The sequence below is a fragment of the Actinomycetota bacterium genome (assembly GCA_012837825.1).
Classification (GTDB): Bacteria; Actinomycetota; Humimicrobiia; order Humimicrobiales; family Humimicrobiaceae; genus Humimicrobium.
Genome location: DUQM01000007.1, coordinates 1 through 14,275 on the forward strand (window position 1 = coordinate 1; position 14,275 = coordinate 14,275).

The 14,275-nt window shown below is 35.2% G+C and carries 15 protein-coding genes; 11 read left to right on the forward strand and 4 right to left on the reverse strand.

The window, feature by feature from the left end; translation table 11 throughout:
* Window positions 1-59 precede the first annotated feature (59 nt).
* Genes GXZ93_00445 through GXZ93_00470 form a run of 6 tightly spaced genes read left to right on the forward strand, consistent with a single transcriptional unit; the run spans window position 60 to window position 5,249 of the window.
* Window positions 60-434, forward strand: a complete 375-nt coding sequence (locus GXZ93_00445) for a hypothetical protein (GenBank protein ID HHT78264.1) — start codon at window positions 60-62, stop codon at window positions 432-434.
* Window positions 435-776, forward strand: a complete 342-nt coding sequence (locus tag GXZ93_00450) for a YtxH domain-containing protein (protein ID HHT78265.1) — start codon at window positions 435-437, stop codon at window positions 774-776. It abuts the gene before it with no gap.
* 48 nt (window positions 777-824) lie between these two features.
* Window positions 825-2,213 (forward strand): TldD/PmbA family protein, encoded by a 1,389-nt coding sequence (locus tag GXZ93_00455; GenBank protein HHT78266.1) that lies wholly within the window; start codon window positions 825-827, stop codon window positions 2,211-2,213.
* Window positions 2,210-3,601, forward strand: coding sequence for a TldD/PmbA family protein (locus GXZ93_00460; protein HHT78267.1), 1,392 nt, complete (start codon window positions 2,210-2,212; stop codon window positions 3,599-3,601). The genes GXZ93_00455 and GXZ93_00460 overlap by 4 nt, the downstream gene beginning before the upstream one ends.
* A 30-nt stretch (window positions 3,602-3,631) precedes the next feature.
* Window positions 3,632-4,480 (forward strand): UDP-diphosphatase, encoded by an 849-nt coding sequence (locus tag GXZ93_00465; GenBank protein ID HHT78268.1) that lies wholly within the window; start codon window positions 3,632-3,634, stop codon window positions 4,478-4,480.
* Window positions 4,481-4,517: 37 nt separating this feature from the next.
* Complete coding sequence (locus tag GXZ93_00470; GenBank protein ID HHT78269.1) at window positions 4,518-5,249, forward strand: NTP transferase domain-containing protein; 732 nt, start codon at window positions 4,518-4,520, stop codon at window positions 5,247-5,249.
* On the opposite strand, the gene GXZ93_00475 is transcribed toward GXZ93_00470, so the two are convergent.
* Window positions 5,246-5,455, reverse strand: a complete 210-nt coding sequence (locus GXZ93_00475; GenBank protein HHT78270.1) for a hypothetical protein — start codon at window positions 5,453-5,455, stop codon at window positions 5,246-5,248. The genes GXZ93_00470 and GXZ93_00475 overlap by 4 nt on opposite strands.
* A gap of 183 nt (window positions 5,456-5,638) precedes the next feature.
* Between GXZ93_00475 and GXZ93_00480 the strand changes: the two genes are divergently transcribed.
* The 5 genes from GXZ93_00480 to GXZ93_00500 all read left to right on the forward strand — a co-directional run bounded on the left by GXZ93_00480 (window position 5,639) and on the right by GXZ93_00500 (window position 11,237).
* Window positions 5,639-5,887, forward strand: coding sequence for a hypothetical protein (locus tag GXZ93_00480; GenBank protein HHT78271.1), 249 nt, complete (start codon window positions 5,639-5,641; stop codon window positions 5,885-5,887).
* 88 nt (window positions 5,888-5,975) lie between these two features.
* Window positions 5,976-6,293 carry a thioredoxin gene (gene trxA / locus GXZ93_00485; GenBank protein ID HHT78272.1) on the forward strand — a complete coding sequence of 106 codons (318 nt, stop codon included), beginning with the start codon at window positions 5,976-5,978 and terminating at the stop codon, window positions 6,291-6,293.
* 294 nt (window positions 6,294-6,587) lie between these two features.
* The gene (locus tag GXZ93_00490) at window positions 6,588-9,731 is read left to right on the forward strand and encodes an isoleucine--tRNA ligase (protein HHT78273.1); all 3,144 of its coding nucleotides are present in this window, start codon (window positions 6,588-6,590) and stop codon (window positions 9,729-9,731) included.
* A 2-nt stretch (window positions 9,732-9,733) separates the two neighbouring features.
* On the forward strand, window positions 9,734-10,246 hold the full coding sequence (lspA, locus tag GXZ93_00495) for a signal peptidase II (protein HHT78274.1): 513 nt from the start codon (window positions 9,734-9,736) through the stop codon (window positions 10,244-10,246).
* Between the two features lie 25 nt (window positions 10,247-10,271).
* Window positions 10,272-11,237, forward strand: coding sequence for an RluA family pseudouridine synthase (locus GXZ93_00500; protein HHT78275.1), 966 nt, complete (start codon window positions 10,272-10,274; stop codon window positions 11,235-11,237).
* 68 nt (window positions 11,238-11,305) lie between these two features.
* Here the strand turns inward: GXZ93_00500 and GXZ93_00505 are convergent, their stop codons facing one another.
* Genes GXZ93_00505 through GXZ93_00515 form a run of 3 tightly spaced genes read right to left on the reverse strand, consistent with a single transcriptional unit; the run spans window position 11,306 to window position 14,099 of the window.
* Complete coding sequence (locus GXZ93_00505; protein HHT78276.1) at window positions 11,306-12,250, reverse strand: ABC transporter permease subunit; 945 nt, start codon at window positions 12,248-12,250, stop codon at window positions 11,306-11,308.
* A gap of 1 nt (window position 12,251) precedes the next feature.
* Window positions 12,252-13,190 carry an ABC transporter ATP-binding protein gene (locus tag GXZ93_00510; GenBank protein HHT78277.1) on the reverse strand — a complete coding sequence of 313 codons (939 nt, stop codon included), beginning with the start codon at window positions 13,188-13,190 and terminating at the stop codon, window positions 12,252-12,254.
* Between the two features lie 27 nt (window positions 13,191-13,217).
* Window positions 13,218-14,099: a hypothetical protein gene (locus GXZ93_00515; GenBank protein ID HHT78278.1), complete on the reverse strand. Its 882-nt coding sequence runs from the start codon at window positions 14,097-14,099 to the stop codon at window positions 13,218-13,220.
* Between the last annotated feature and the right edge of the window lie 176 nt (window positions 14,100-14,275).

Genomic DNA, 14,275 nt, shown 5'->3' on the forward strand with positions numbered 1-14,275 from the left:
ATAATAAAAAAGTATAGTGAGATATATTAATATTTTCAACCGACAATGAGGGGTTTAAAATGACATCTCTTGAAGTAGTAGGAATAATTTCCATAATTCTTATATCAGTCTTTGCGCTGGTAGGAATAATTATATCGATACCTCTTGTAAAATTACTGATTAGAATAAAAAGCCTGGCAGAGAAACTTGAGAAAAATCTTTTCCCTGTCGTGGAAAATCTGAATCAGACCGTGTCCAGGCTTAACAGTGAGATAGCAAGTATCAATGATATTACCCAGAACGTTGGTTCGATAATTTTACAGGTGGAAAAAGTCATAAAGCTTGCCAGGGTACTGATCACAAGCCCTGTCATAAAAATAATAAGCACCTTTGCAGGCGTAATGCAGGCTATGTCAGACACAAAGAATAATAAAGAAAAAACCAAGGAGGGTTAAATGAGCAGCGAAAATTCTAATAATGAAAAAAGTATTTTTTTACCAGTTTTTTTCTCACTGCTTGCAGGCTTTGCTGCCGGAGCTGTTGTAGGCATGCTCTATGCTCCTAAAGCAGGAAAAGAGATTAGAAAAGATATAAAGGAAAAAAGTGAAGAACTGATTGAAAAAGGCAAAAAAAACTATGAGATAATTTCAGATAAAGCCAAAGACTTTGTAGGCAAAAGCAGTGATTTCATAGAAAAAGGCAAGGAAAAAATAAGTCATGCAAAAGAGATATTAAGTGAAAAAATAAGCAAAGGAAAAGAGAAGGCAAAAGAAGTTAGCGATTATCTTGAAAAATAATTGAAACACCAATGTTTATTACCTACTTACTGAGCGGAAAGTTTATTTTTGATAAGTAAAAAAACTGTTAAAAAAATATTAAATCTTTTACTTGAAAGTGGCGGAGATTTTGCTGACTTGTTTATTCAGAGCAGAATCTCAAACAATTTAAGGTTGGATGATAGTAAAATTGAAAATGTTTCAGGGGGCTATGAAACAGGGTGCGGCCTCAGACTGATATATAAAGACAGCACTTACTATGCTTATATTGATTCAGTTGATAAAGACAGGCTGATAGAAAGTGCCAGAGTGGTAAAATCCGCAATCAGCAATTTCAGAAAAATCAATGTTTTAAATCTTGAGGAAAGAAAAAACAGCTATAGAGCAAGAATTCTTCAATACCCCAATTTTGTTGATCCCCGAAAGAAGGCAGACTATCTTCTGTCTGCGGATAAAGCCGCAAGAGAAGTGTCGGATAAGATCATCCAGGTCAGTTCTGTAATGAATGATGTCGAGGAATACGAGTTTATTGCAAATTCAGAAGGTTATTTTTGTGAAAACAAATCAGTAAAAACATTTATGGCTGTCAGTGTGATTGCAGTAAAATCCGGTGAAATAAGGACAGGGTACAAATCATATGCTCTCACCAGAGGGATGGAAATTTTTAAAAAAAAGAAACCGGAAGATATTGCAAGAGAGGCTGCCGCAATAGCAGTAACAATGCTTGATGCAGTTGATGCGCCGACAGGAACAATGCCGGTTATCATTGGCCCCGGTTTTGGAGGAGTAATATTCCATGAAGCATGCGGGCACAGCCTTGAAGCTGATGCAGTTGTAAAAGATGCTTCTGTTTTTAAAAACAAAATCGGAAAAAAGATTGCATCCGAATGTGTAAATGCCATAGACGATGCTACTTTGAAGCATCACTGGGGTTCTTATAAATTTGACGGTGAAGGATATCCTTCGGGAAGAAATCTTTTGATAAAGGGAGGAGTCCTTCTTTCATATCTTACTGATTATAAATCTGCAAAAAAAATGGGAATTCCACTTTCCGGAAATGCCAGGAGACAGTCTTACAGGGATATCCCTTATCCAAGGATGAGCAATACTTTTATAGATGCCGGTAAGGACAAGCCGGAAGATATTATCAAAAGCATCGATGATGGAATATACGCAAAAGAATTTTCCGGAGGACAGGTTGATCCTGCGACAGGTGATTTTGTTTTTGGAATAAGCGAAGGATATATTGTTAAAAAAGGAACACTTTGTGAGCCCATAAAAGGGGCGACACTGATAGGTAACGGTCCTGATATTCTTAAAAAGATAGCCATGGTTGGAAATAATCTTGAATTCTCGCCAGGTTTTTGCGGGAAAAACGGACAGTCTATTGCAAATGAGGTAGGCCAGCCTACCATCCTTGTCAGCAGCATAACAGTAGGAGGGACGCAAATACAGTGAAAAGCAGTAACAGATCTGAGAACAAGCTGATTAAAAAGGCTGAAAGCATAGCTTTATTTTTTAAAGGTAGAAAAATTGATGAATTTGAGATTTATATATCTGATTCCATCAACAATGAAATTGAAGTATTTAATAAATCTGTAGAATCACTGTCGCATTCCGACACAAGCGGTGTGGGAATAAGGATATTTAAAGATAAAAAAGCAGGATATGCCTGGATTAATTCTTTTGAGGAAAACAAAATAAAAGATTGCATTGAAAAAGCTGTCTTAAATGCCGGAACTTCCGGTGAGGATGAATTTAACGGACTGCCTCAGGAAAAGGAAGGAAGATATGTTTTTAATGAAAATATAGAAAAATTCCTTTTTAGCGAAGATTTTCACAAATATTCTGTTGATAATAAAATCGATATGCTTAAACATATTGAGGAAATATCAAAGAAAAAAGACAAAAGAATTGTTGGTACAGACTCTCTGAGTTATAGCGACAGCCTGTATGAAACGGCTATTTTAAATTCATCAGGATTTAAAAGAAGTGTTTTGCAGACAAGTTCTTTTGTTTTTTTAAATCTTATTGCCAGAAAAAATGATGATACATCAACAGGTTTTGGTTTTTCATATGGCAGAGATCCTGGCAGTTTTGATCTTGAGATTATTGCAGAAGAAGCAGTTAAAAGGTCTACCATGCTTCTTGGTGCAAGAAAAATAAAATCAAGATCGTCTACCATAGTGCTTGATCCTGTAACAGCCTCGCAGTTTCTCGGCGTGATCGCTTCGGCTGTTACTGCTGACTCCGTACAAAAGGGCAGGTCTCTGTTTAAAGGAAAAATCGATGAGAAAATATTTGATATTAATTTAAATATCTATGATGACGGAATAATGAAAGATGGATTTTCGTCAAAGCCTTTTGATGCTGAGGGTGTAAACAGGGGGAAAACAAAAGTTTTTGAGAAAGGCATTCTTAAAACTTATCTTTATGATTGTTATACTGCAAGAAAAGACAGAAAATCAAGTACGGGAAATGCAGCAAGAGCCTCTTATAGAATGCCTCCATCAGTTGGAATTTCAAACTTTTATATTGAGCCGGGTAGCGCTGATATTAATGAGATAATCAGCAGAATAGAGGATGGGTTTTATGTCATTGATGTTATAGGGATGCATTCAGGGGCAAATCCTGTTTCAGGAGATATAAGTGTAGGCGCAAAAGGTGTCCTTATCAAAAACGGCAGCATGGGCGAGCCTGTCAAAGAAGTAACAATAGCTTCAGATCTTTTAAGCTTTTGTAAAAAAATAGAATCTGTAGGAAATGACCTGAGATTCTTCCCTTCCGGAGGATTTATAGGCAGTCCTTCAGTTGTTGTGAGAGATATAGCAATTAGTGGAAATTAGCGAATGTAAATCAAGAAAGACCAAGTCGGAATGGAAATATTAAAATCAGTGGTTTTAGGGATAATCCAGGGCCTTACTGAGTTTTTCCCCGTAAGCAGCTCAGGGCATCTTGTTATTTTTCCATATTTTTTCAAATGGGAGCAGCCATCACTTTTTTTTGCAGTAATACTTCATCTGGGGACACTATTGTCTCTCCTGATAATACTGTACAGAGATGCGGGAAACATAATAAAAATTTTTTTTAAAGGAATATTTATTAAAAAAATGCGAAAAAATGAAGATTTCAAGATGGCATTATTCATAATAATAGCTATAATTCCTGCAGCCATAGCAGGATATTTTATAAATGATGTTATTGAAAATATTTTTTCCAGACCCGTTTTTACCGCTTTTTTCTTATTTATAACGGCTGCAGTCCTTGTTTTGTTTGAATTTGTCGGAAAAAGAATTGAAGATAAATATATTGCAGAAAACGGCAGAGAAAAGAACTTTAACTATTTTATAGCTTTAATAACCGGCATCGGTCAGGCGGTAGCAATACTTCCCGGAGTTTCGCGTTCAGGTCTGACGATATCTTCTGCAAGGATTTTTGGCATCAAAAGAAAAGAAGCTGTAAAATTCTCATTTCTGATCTCCATACCTGTTATTTTTGGTTCATTTGTTTTTGAGCTTTGTGACTTTCTGAAATCCAAAGAATCAATATCAGCCGGTTTTTCAGTCCTGCCTCTGATAGCAGGGTTTATTGCTGCTTTCATTTCAGGATTGTTTGCAATAAAATTCCTTTTAAAGATATCTTCGAAAAGAAATTTAAATTTCTTTGCTCTTTATTGTGTTGCTCTTGCTATTGTTTTTTTTATTGTATATTTTTTTAGAAAATAAATTATTTTAAGCAGAAAATAATTCAGGAGGTTTGAAAATGAAAGGTATAATTCTTGCCGGAGGACTTGGCTCCCGTCTTTCTCCATGTACAAAAGTTACAAATAAGCATTTGCTGCCGGTTTATGACAAACCAATGATATATTATCCGATAATGACACTTGTGAACGCAGGCATAAAATACATACAGATAGTTACCGGTGGAAATAATGCCGGTGATTTTCTCAGACTTCTTGGAAACGGAAAGGAGTTTGGCTTAAAAGATATTGCATATACTTATCAGGAAGGAGAAGGCGGAATAGCTGATGCATTAAAACTTGCGGAAAATTTTGCAGAAGGCGAGAAAATCTTTGTGATACTGGGAGATAATATTGTCCAGGATAATGTGGGCGAACATGTAAGGGATTTTATTAATCAGCCCAAAGGAGCAAAGATATTTTTAAAGGAAGTTCCCGATCCTGAAAGGTTCGGAGTTGCTGAGATAAAGGACAATAAAATAGTTTCAATAGAGGAAAAACCTCAAAATCCAAAATCAAATTATGCTGTCTGCGGTCTTTATATGTATGATAACGAGGTATTTGATATTGTCCGCAAAATAAAGCCCTCAGACAGGGGCGAACTGGAAATAACTGACGTAAATAATGAATATATAAAACGCAATTCAATGACATATTCCATATTAAAAGGGTGGTGGACAGACGCAGGAACATTTCAGTCTCTTTACAGAGCCAGCCGTCTGGTAGCAAAAGACTTGGGGGAAAATAATATTTAGAAATTTTTAATATTTCCGGAATTGCAGTAGAAACATTTTAAGACTTTGCAGTCAGATTCCCATTTTTTGTCTGAGATTATATATATCCATGAATACGGGTTCTGTTTGCTTTCATTCAGGCAATTTTTTTCTATTATCACTTCACCTTTCTCATATGCAGTTCCGATAAATTTTTCAGAGTTGCCGCAATCTATGCACTTATACATTTTTATCACCTCATGATTTTTCTTATTTTATATTTAATATATATTAAATATAAATATATAAAATTACAATATTAAAATTTAATATATAAATAAAATATTAACATTCTTCCAAATTGACTTGATTTTTATGCTCTGTTATTATTAATTAACCAACAATATTGTAGCGGAAGAATTAAACAGTTAATGCAGATAAACAAGCAGAAAACAAAAGTAAGAATAAAGACCGACAGTGCGGTAATTATCGGATATGTTCACCATATGGCAGACGGCAGACTTAGTGATTATTTTACTGCACAGGTCGATAAATTCATTCCTGTTACTGACGCGCTCGTATATCCCTTAAATTATCCTACAGACGATAAGGAAGATCTCCAGAAACGTGATGTGGTTTTCGTAAATACTGACAGGATAGAAATCGTAGAGTACTTCTGATTATTTAAATAAAATAAAAATAATATTTACAATAGTAAATTATTTTTTGTAAAATTATAGCTCAAATAAAATTTAGGAGGGAGAAATAATGGTTACGGAATTTACTGATTCAAATTTTGAAAGTGAAGTTATAAAATCGGATATCCCGGTTCTTGTGGATTTTTGGGCTGTCTGGTGTGGTCCTTGCAAAATGATTGCTCCTGAACTGGAAAAGTTATCTGAAGAAAAAAAGGGTTTGTTAAAGGTCGGAAAGCTTAATGTTGACGAAAACAGGGATACTGCCATCAAATTCAGCATTACCAGCATACCCACACTGCTTCTTTTTAAAGATGGACAGGTTGCAAAGAAACTGGTAGGAGCAATGTCAAAAGACAGGATTTTAAACGAAATAAGTACATTTATTTAGATCTTATTTTAAAATGCATAGCCTTTTTATAGGAACGTCAATATATTTCTGTAAAAAGGCTAGAAAATATTTTTTGCCCTGCTGATACTGCTCCGGCAGTCTTGTCTATATCAGGTATTTAAAACTGAATTTCAATCATTATTTTGCTATCTGAGCGAGTGCTTCTGTAGACAATATTTTGCTTCACAAATCAGGCTTATTTATATAAAATCATTAAGATATTGCGCAATGACACGGCATTTCTGCAATAATGTTTTAAATTGTTATATTTTATTATAAAGAGGTTTTTTATTAATGTTTAAAAAGGTAACCAGCAGCGTAAACTTCGTAGAATTAGAGGAAAAAATATTAAATTTCTGGAAAACAGAAAAAATATTTGAAGAAAGCCTTAATTTAAATAAGGATAAAGAAAAGTTTATATTTTATGAAGGTCCGCCTACTGCAAACGGAGCTCCGGGAGTACATCATGTGCTTTCCCGTGTTTTTAAAGATATTTTTCCCAGATTCAAAACAATGAAAGGTTATTATGTCGCAAGAAAGGCCGGATGGGATACACATGGTCTTCCGGTAGAGATAGAAGTCGAAAAAAAATTAGGTATCAATTCCAAAAAGGAAATCGAAGAGATAGGTGTCGAGAAGTTCAATCAGCTTTGCAAGGAAAGTGTTATGAAATACGAAGATGAATGGAAAAGAATGACTGAAAGAATCGGTTTCTGGATTGATCTTGATAATGCTTATTTTACTTTTAAAAATGAATATATTGAAACTATCTGGTGGATTTTAAAAAGCATGTGGGATAAGGAACTGCTGTATGAAGGTCATAAAATAGTGCCATATTGCCCGCGATGCGGAACAGCTCTTTCTTCCCATGAAGTCGCACAGGGGTACAAAGATGTTGATGACCATACTGTCATTATCAGATTTCCTTTGAAAAACCGGAAAGACAGATATCTGCTCGTATGGACAACAACTCCATGGACCCTGGTATCAAATGTTGCCTGTGCAATAAATAAAAATGCGACTTATGTCTGGGTAAAATATAATAATGAATTTTTATTGCTGGATGAGAATCTTGTTGACAGCGTGTTTGATTTTACTGAGGATTTTGAGATTGTCGAAAAAGTAAAGGGAAACAGCATTATGGGATTAAAATATGAGCCTGTTTATGACTATGCGGATGGTAATGAAAATGCCTTTAAAATCATACATGGTGATTATGTGTCTGCCGGGGAAGGAACAGGGATAGTTCATATCGCTCCTGCTTTTGGTGAGGAAGACATGATAGTAGGCAGGGAAAACAGCCTTCCTGTCGTTCAGATGGTTGATGAAACCGGATTCTTTAAAAAAAATGTTGAAAAGTTTGCCGGAATGGCTATAAATGATGCCAATAATGAGATAATCAAAGATCTGAAAGAAAGAAAACTCCTTTTAAAGACCCGGAAAGTAACTCACTCATATCCTTTTTGCTGGCGTTGTGACAGCAGACTTATTTATTATGCAAAAAAGAGCTGGTATATAAGCACATCAAAAATAAAGGAAAATTTAATAAAATCCAATGATGATGTAAACTGGTATCCTGAGCACATTAAAAATGGCAGATATGGAAAATGGCTTGAAAATAACATTGACTGGGCGCTTACCAGGGAAAGATACTGGGGGACACCTTTACCCATATGGCAGGATGAAGCAGGACATAAAATATGTATCGGCAGTATTGAAGAGCTGAGAAATCTTGGCAGCAATGTACCTGATGATATTAATCTTCACAAACCTTATGTAGACGACATAAAGATAAAATGTAGCATCTGCGGCGCTGAAATGAAAAGAACTCCTGAGGTAATAGATGTCTGGTTTGATTCCGGATCAATGCCTTATGCGCAGTATCATTACCCTTTTGAAAACAAGGAGTTGTTTGAATCCAATTTTCCGGCTGATTTTATTTGTGAGGCAATCGACCAGACGAGAGGTTGGTTCTATACCCTTATGACAATATCCACGATTTTGTTTGATAAATCATGCTATAAAAATGTTCTATGTCTCGGGCTTATAAATGATGAGCTCGGACAGAAAATGAGCAAGTCCAAAGGCAATATAATAAAGCCCTGGGATATTCTTGACAGACAGGGAGCAGATGCATTAAGGTGGTACCTCTTTACATCTGTCTCACCCTGGCTTCCCAAAAATTTTTCAATAAAAGGCGTGGATGAAGTAATAAGGAAATTTCTTCTTACGCTCTGGAACACATACTCATTTTTTGTAATCTATGCAAATATTGATAATTTCAATCCTGCAGACTATGACCCGGATGCATATAAAAGATGCGAGCTCGACAGATGGATAATATCTGAATTGAATATTACTATAAAAAAAGTAAATGAGCTCCTGGATGATTTTAATGTTACTGACAGTGGCAGGCTTATACAGGAATTTATTGATAACCTTTCAAACTGGTATGTAAGAAGAAGCAGAAGAAGATTCTGGAAGAGCGAAGAAGATGACGATAAGATAAGCGCATATCTTACTCTTTATGAATGCCTTCTAAGCATATCAAAATTAAGTGCACCGTATATTCCCTTTATCAGTGAAGAAATATATCTGAATCTTTCTTCAGTTCTTCAGGAAAAAAAGAAAAGCGTCCATCTTGAAAGTTATCCCGAGGCCGGCGAAGATCTGATTGATTATGATCTGAGCTATAAGATGAATATTGCAAGAAAAGTTGTAGGGCTTGGAAGGGCAGTAAGAAGCAAGACCAGCCTTAAAATAAGACAGCCGCTTAAAAACGCCATAGTATTTACCGATAATAATAAAGAAAAAAAGCAAGCTGTAAAACATTTTAAAAATATTATAATGGAAGAACTTAATGTAAAGGAAATAATATTTGTTGATTCGCTTGATGAACTTGTTTCATATAATATCAAACCAAATCTCAGGCTTCTTGGCTCAAAATACGGCGCTTTGCTGCCAAAAATTAAAACTGCACTTTTAAGTGAAAATCCGCTGCAGGTTGCCATCAAGGTAAAGAATAATAAAACCATTAACCTGGTTATTGATTCTGTTCAATACGAAATAAGTCCGGAAGAGGTCATAGTTGAATCTGCTGACAGAGAGGGGATAAGCGTTGAAAGCGACGGCGAACTTACTGTAGGCCTCAATACTTTATTGGATGAAAAACTGATACAGGAAGGTTTTATAAGAGAACTTGTCCATCACATACAAAACATTAGGAAAGATGCCGGATTTGAAATAGAAAACATTATAGAAACCCATATAAAATGCAGCAGGGAAGCAGAAGATATAATTACCGGTAATATGGAATTTATAAAGAAAGAAACATTATCAGACGTTTTAAATTTCAACACGGAGACAACAAACATGTATTCGGTCGATGTTAAAATAAATGAGGAAAATATAAAAATCTCAGTCAAAGTCATAAGATAAAATTGGTTAATAAATTATTTAAATACAGTCTGAAACTTTTAAAGCTGGACATAGTATTTGCCATCTGTGCCATAACTGTATTTATAATAGACCAGGTAACAAAAGGGATCATTATCGACAGGGTTCCCATTAATATGCAGATAGAGCTGATTCCTGATTTTTTATATATCACACATGTCAAAAACACAGGGGCAGCATTCGGGATGTTCCAGAACAGTACAGATGTACTGATTGTAATATCATTTATTGCAATTATTCTTGTTGCTGTCCTTAAGGCAACTTTAAGAATTCATTCTTTCACATATCATATTGCTTTGGGATTTGTTCTTGGAGGAGCGACCGGCAATTTGTTTGACAGGATCTTTTTGAGAGAGGTTACTGATTTTATACAGGTCAACTATTTTGCTGTTTTTAACGGAGCTGATAGTTTTCTGGTAATAGGCTTTTTTCTTCTTTTTATTATAATAATAAAAATCTTTTTCAAAAAAGAAGGAAAAACTTTAAATAAAGACTAGTGAACTGACTTAAAGGTTCTGAATAATGAATGATTCTTTTATACCTCAGAAAAATCATATTGAGATAATCGCAGAGTTAAACGATAAGGGAAAAAGGCTGGACAGCTTTATCGCCGAACAGAATACAGGGCTTTCAAGAAACAGGATACAGAAACTTATCAAGTCGGGAAATGTAATAATCGACGGAGTACAAAGCCTGGAAAAAAGCTATATTATGGAAGGAAAAGAAAAGCTGACATTAAGAGGCATGAATTCTTTTTTTGATGATGAAATACGCTATTATCCTCAGAAGATAGATATAAAAATAATCTATGAAGACAAATATATCATAGCTGTCTCAAAACCTCCGAGGATGGTTGTTCATCCTGCTCCCGGCAACAGAGACAATACACTGCTGAATGCCGTTCTTTATTATAATGACAAAATCGGTTTCGACAGAAATATACGTGCAGGTATTGTGCACAGACTGGATAAGGACACATCCGGCATTATTCTTATTGCAAAAGATTGTCTCACCCGTGAAAGATTACTGCTTCTGTTTAAGGAAAGAAAAATAAAAAAAATATATATTGCACTTGTTCTGGGTAGCTTTAAAGAAAAAGCAGGGTTAATAAGTATTCCCATATCGAGATCCAGGAAAAACAGGAAGATGATGGATGTGTCTGTTATCGGCAGGCAGTCTGAAACAGAATTCAAAGTATTGGAAGCTTTTTCTGCCTGTTCGCTTCTGGAAGTCTGCCCTAAAACAGGCAGGACTCATCAGATAAGAGTTCATTTCAGTCACATAGGTCATCCGGTGATAGGCGATAAGCTTTACGGTAATAAGGAATCAAAATCACTGGCTTCTACTCTGGGTATGAACAGGCATTTTCTCCATGCAGCGGAAATTACTTTCATCCACCCTTTTACCGGAGATAAGATAGAAATCAGAGATGAGATACCGGAAGATTTAAGAAAAGGAATTGAATCAGCAAGAAAAATTTATAAATAAAAAGCCGGCTTCTAACCGGCTTTTTAAAAGATAAGTAAAAAATTCATATTTACCGGGCGGCATATATATCAGGTTGATCTTATTTCCTGTTTTATAAATACCACATATGAAATTGCAAAACATATTATCGCAAGAGCGATTATCGCAATAATCTGAGGCCACACCTGAACCAGGCTTTGACCAAGAGACAGCGGACTTAAAATCATATTTGATATATCTGAGGTGGTAACAGCTCTCAGGAATATATGGCTTCCGCTGGGGATAAGCAGTATTGTTATGGACTCCATAAACAAATAAGAAGGTGACAGTCTTTTTATCCCAAGGTCAATATTAAAATTTTTTATCTGTGTTGCAAGAGATGCATTTTCCAGCGGAGCCATTACATTAGCTACTGCGCTTGCAATGATCTGTACAAAAAAGAAAAAGAAAATCCAGATTGCAACGCTTGTAAGTATGGATGTTGCAGTTTTATCAAGCACAACTGAAAAAAGCATGGCCATTGACATCCAGAAAGTTCCATAGCATACACAGATAGCAATAAAAATTATTATTCTAAGTATTTCTTCTGCGCTTGGAGGCACTCCGATTACTCTTAATCCTATTCCTGCAATAATAAGGATAATGCTACTGATAATTATTGTCATAGTGGTAATTCCTGCCAGAAATTTTCCGTTTATTATACTGTCCCTGTATATAGGCTGTGATAACAGACGGCTAAGATTTTTTGAATTTTTTTCTGAATTTATTGCATCAAAACCAAAAACAATACCGATTATTGGTATAAAAAAGCTTAGAAAATAAAGAAAAGATGGCAATACATCTCCGGATGTTGTGAATAATTTCAGAAAAACCAGTGAATCTACAGAAGATTGTGCCGCAACTCTTATATTCTGGATAGCAACATATATGGATGTAAGGCCCGTGATGTATACAAGCCCCAGCAATATAAGAAATTTTTTGCTGCTGAAATAATCTGATAATTCTTTTCTATAAATAGTAAGGATGCTTCTCATTCTATACCTCTTTAAAATAATTTAAGTATATATCTTCAAGCGAAAAGTCTTTTATATTCATTTTTGTAAGTATTACATTATCCAAAGATGTTATCGCTTTTGAAATTTCTTGTCTCATGTCTTCATCAGTTCCAATCAATAAAGAATTTTCAGTTGCGGAAACAGTTTTTATGCCTTTCAGATTCTTTATTTTTTCTGATGCTGTCCCGATGTCTCCGATTATCTCTACCTCTATCTGGTATTTGTTGCCGCCAAAGATGTTGTTGCTCAGTTCCTTGACATTACCTTCACCGATGAGTTTGCCATTTGACATTATCCCTACCTTGTCGCATATTCTCTGCACAAGATTCAACTGATGGGATGAAATCAGGAAAGTAATCTGTTTGCTTTTGTTAAGTTCTTTTATTGTTTCAAGTATCTGATTTGCCACTTCTACGTCCAGTCCCTCGGTAGGCTCATCAAAAATAACAAGCTGGGGGTCTTTGATAAGTACATCTGCTATACCCAGCCTTTGTTTCATGCCTTTCGAAAAGTATTTGACAATTTTTTTTCTGTCATTTTCAAGTCCGACGATTTCCAGGCTCTCTTCGATTTTTAATGCAAGTTCTTTTGACGGTATGCCATTTAACTGTCCTGTATATTCAAGATTCTGAAATGCATTCATATCTTCATAGAACCCTACTTTTTCAGGAAGATATCCTGTAATTCTTTTTATTTTCAGCGGTTCTTTTATAGGATTAAAACCGGCAACCGAAATAAAACCATCAGTAGGTTCCGTCAGGCCCAGTATCATTAATATGATAGTGGATTTGCCTGCACCGTTGGGACCCAGCAATCCGTAAATCGATCCTCTGTCAATATTAAGATCAAGGCTGTCTACTGCTGTTTTTGCGCCATACTTTTTAGTTAATTTTTTAGTATTGATTATGTAATTTTCCATATGTTAAATTTAGTTATAGTTTGATAATTATCTTCTTCCAAGTTTTGTAAATATGAATCCGATTCCGATTATTACAACTGCTATTATCCCGATGCCAACCCATCCCCATATGGTGGGAGTCTGAACAGTTACTCTTAATTCTATTTTGTCTGTACTATTTTCACTGTTTACATTCAAAGTAATCATATAATCTCCGGCGATTGTTTTATCCGGAGGTGTTATTGAAAGATCGATATCCTGTGTTTTGCCGGCATCAAGAGATTCTATGTCGGCCGGATTATATTTTATTTTCCAGCCTTCAGGTCCGCTGGAAGTAAATGTGATTTTTTCAATTGCCGCAGAGCCGTTATTTTTTAGCTGCAGTGCAAAATGATTGTCTTTCCCTGATGTAACTTTGGTATTGAACATGCCATTTGCAGGAGTAAAGTTAAGCTCATAAGTCGCTGTTATCACAGCTTTTAATTCAGCTTCTGCGCTAAGTTCGTCATTTGATGCTTTTATCTTGATAATGTAATCTCCCGGTTCCTGAGTGGTAAGGGGGATTGCAACAAATTTAAGGCTTTCTTTCGAGCCGGGCTTAACTTTTACCGCAGATATGTCGACAGCTTCATATGAAGGCTGTATGGATACATACCATCCCTGGGGAGCTTCAGCTGCAACATTAAAAGTCGTTTCTTCTTCTCCGACAAAATTAAGGTCAGCTTTAAAAGTAAACTGAGAACCGTCTTTTGCTTTAATTTCAGGATAGGTGATATCAAAAGCAATACTCTCTTCTACCTGTGTGGTTGTAGTGGTCTCTTCAGTTTCCTCTGCAAGAAGAGTGCCCGGAACAATCAGCATTGAGCAAAGAACAAATAACAAAGAAAAAAACAATAATGATCTTCTGATTTTTAATGATTTGATACCCACTTTTTTAAAACTCCTTTTTTTACAATAATTATTTTATATGGCTATTAACTTTAAAGTAAAACATTTTAAGTTTTAAGCTAAAATCAAATTTTAGTACATCAATGTTAAATGTCAATATAATTATATGTTGTTAAATTAAAGGATTATTAAAATATTAAAAAATTTTAATGTCCCTG

Coding starts and splice junctions, on each gene's coding strand:
- GXZ93_00445 (HHT78264.1), top strand. CDS start 60: ATGACATCTCTTGAAGTAGTAGGAATAATTTCCATAATTCTTATATCA.
- GXZ93_00450 (HHT78265.1), top strand. CDS start 435: ATGAGCAGCGAAAATTCTAATAATGAAAAAAGTATTTTTTTACCAGTT.
- GXZ93_00465 (HHT78268.1), top strand. CDS start 3,632: ATGGAAATATTAAAATCAGTGGTTTTAGGGATAATCCAGGGCCTTACT.
- GXZ93_00470 (HHT78269.1), top strand. CDS start 4,518: ATGAAAGGTATAATTCTTGCCGGAGGACTTGGCTCCCGTCTTTCTCCA.
- GXZ93_00475 (HHT78270.1), bottom strand. CDS start 5,455: ATGTATAAGTGCATAGATTGCGGCAACTCTGAAAAATTTATCGGAACT.
- GXZ93_00480 (HHT78271.1), top strand. CDS start 5,639: ATGCAGATAAACAAGCAGAAAACAAAAGTAAGAATAAAGACCGACAGT.
- trxA (HHT78272.1), top strand. CDS start 5,976: ATGGTTACGGAATTTACTGATTCAAATTTTGAAAGTGAAGTTATAAAA.
- GXZ93_00490 (HHT78273.1), top strand. CDS start 6,588: ATGTTTAAAAAGGTAACCAGCAGCGTAAACTTCGTAGAATTAGAGGAA.
- GXZ93_00500 (HHT78275.1), top strand. CDS start 10,272: ATGAATGATTCTTTTATACCTCAGAAAAATCATATTGAGATAATCGCA.
- GXZ93_00505 (HHT78276.1), bottom strand. CDS start 12,250: ATGAGAAGCATCCTTACTATTTATAGAAAAGAATTATCAGATTATTTC.
- GXZ93_00510 (HHT78277.1), bottom strand. CDS start 13,190: ATGGAAAATTACATAATCAATACTAAAAAATTAACTAAAAAGTATGGC.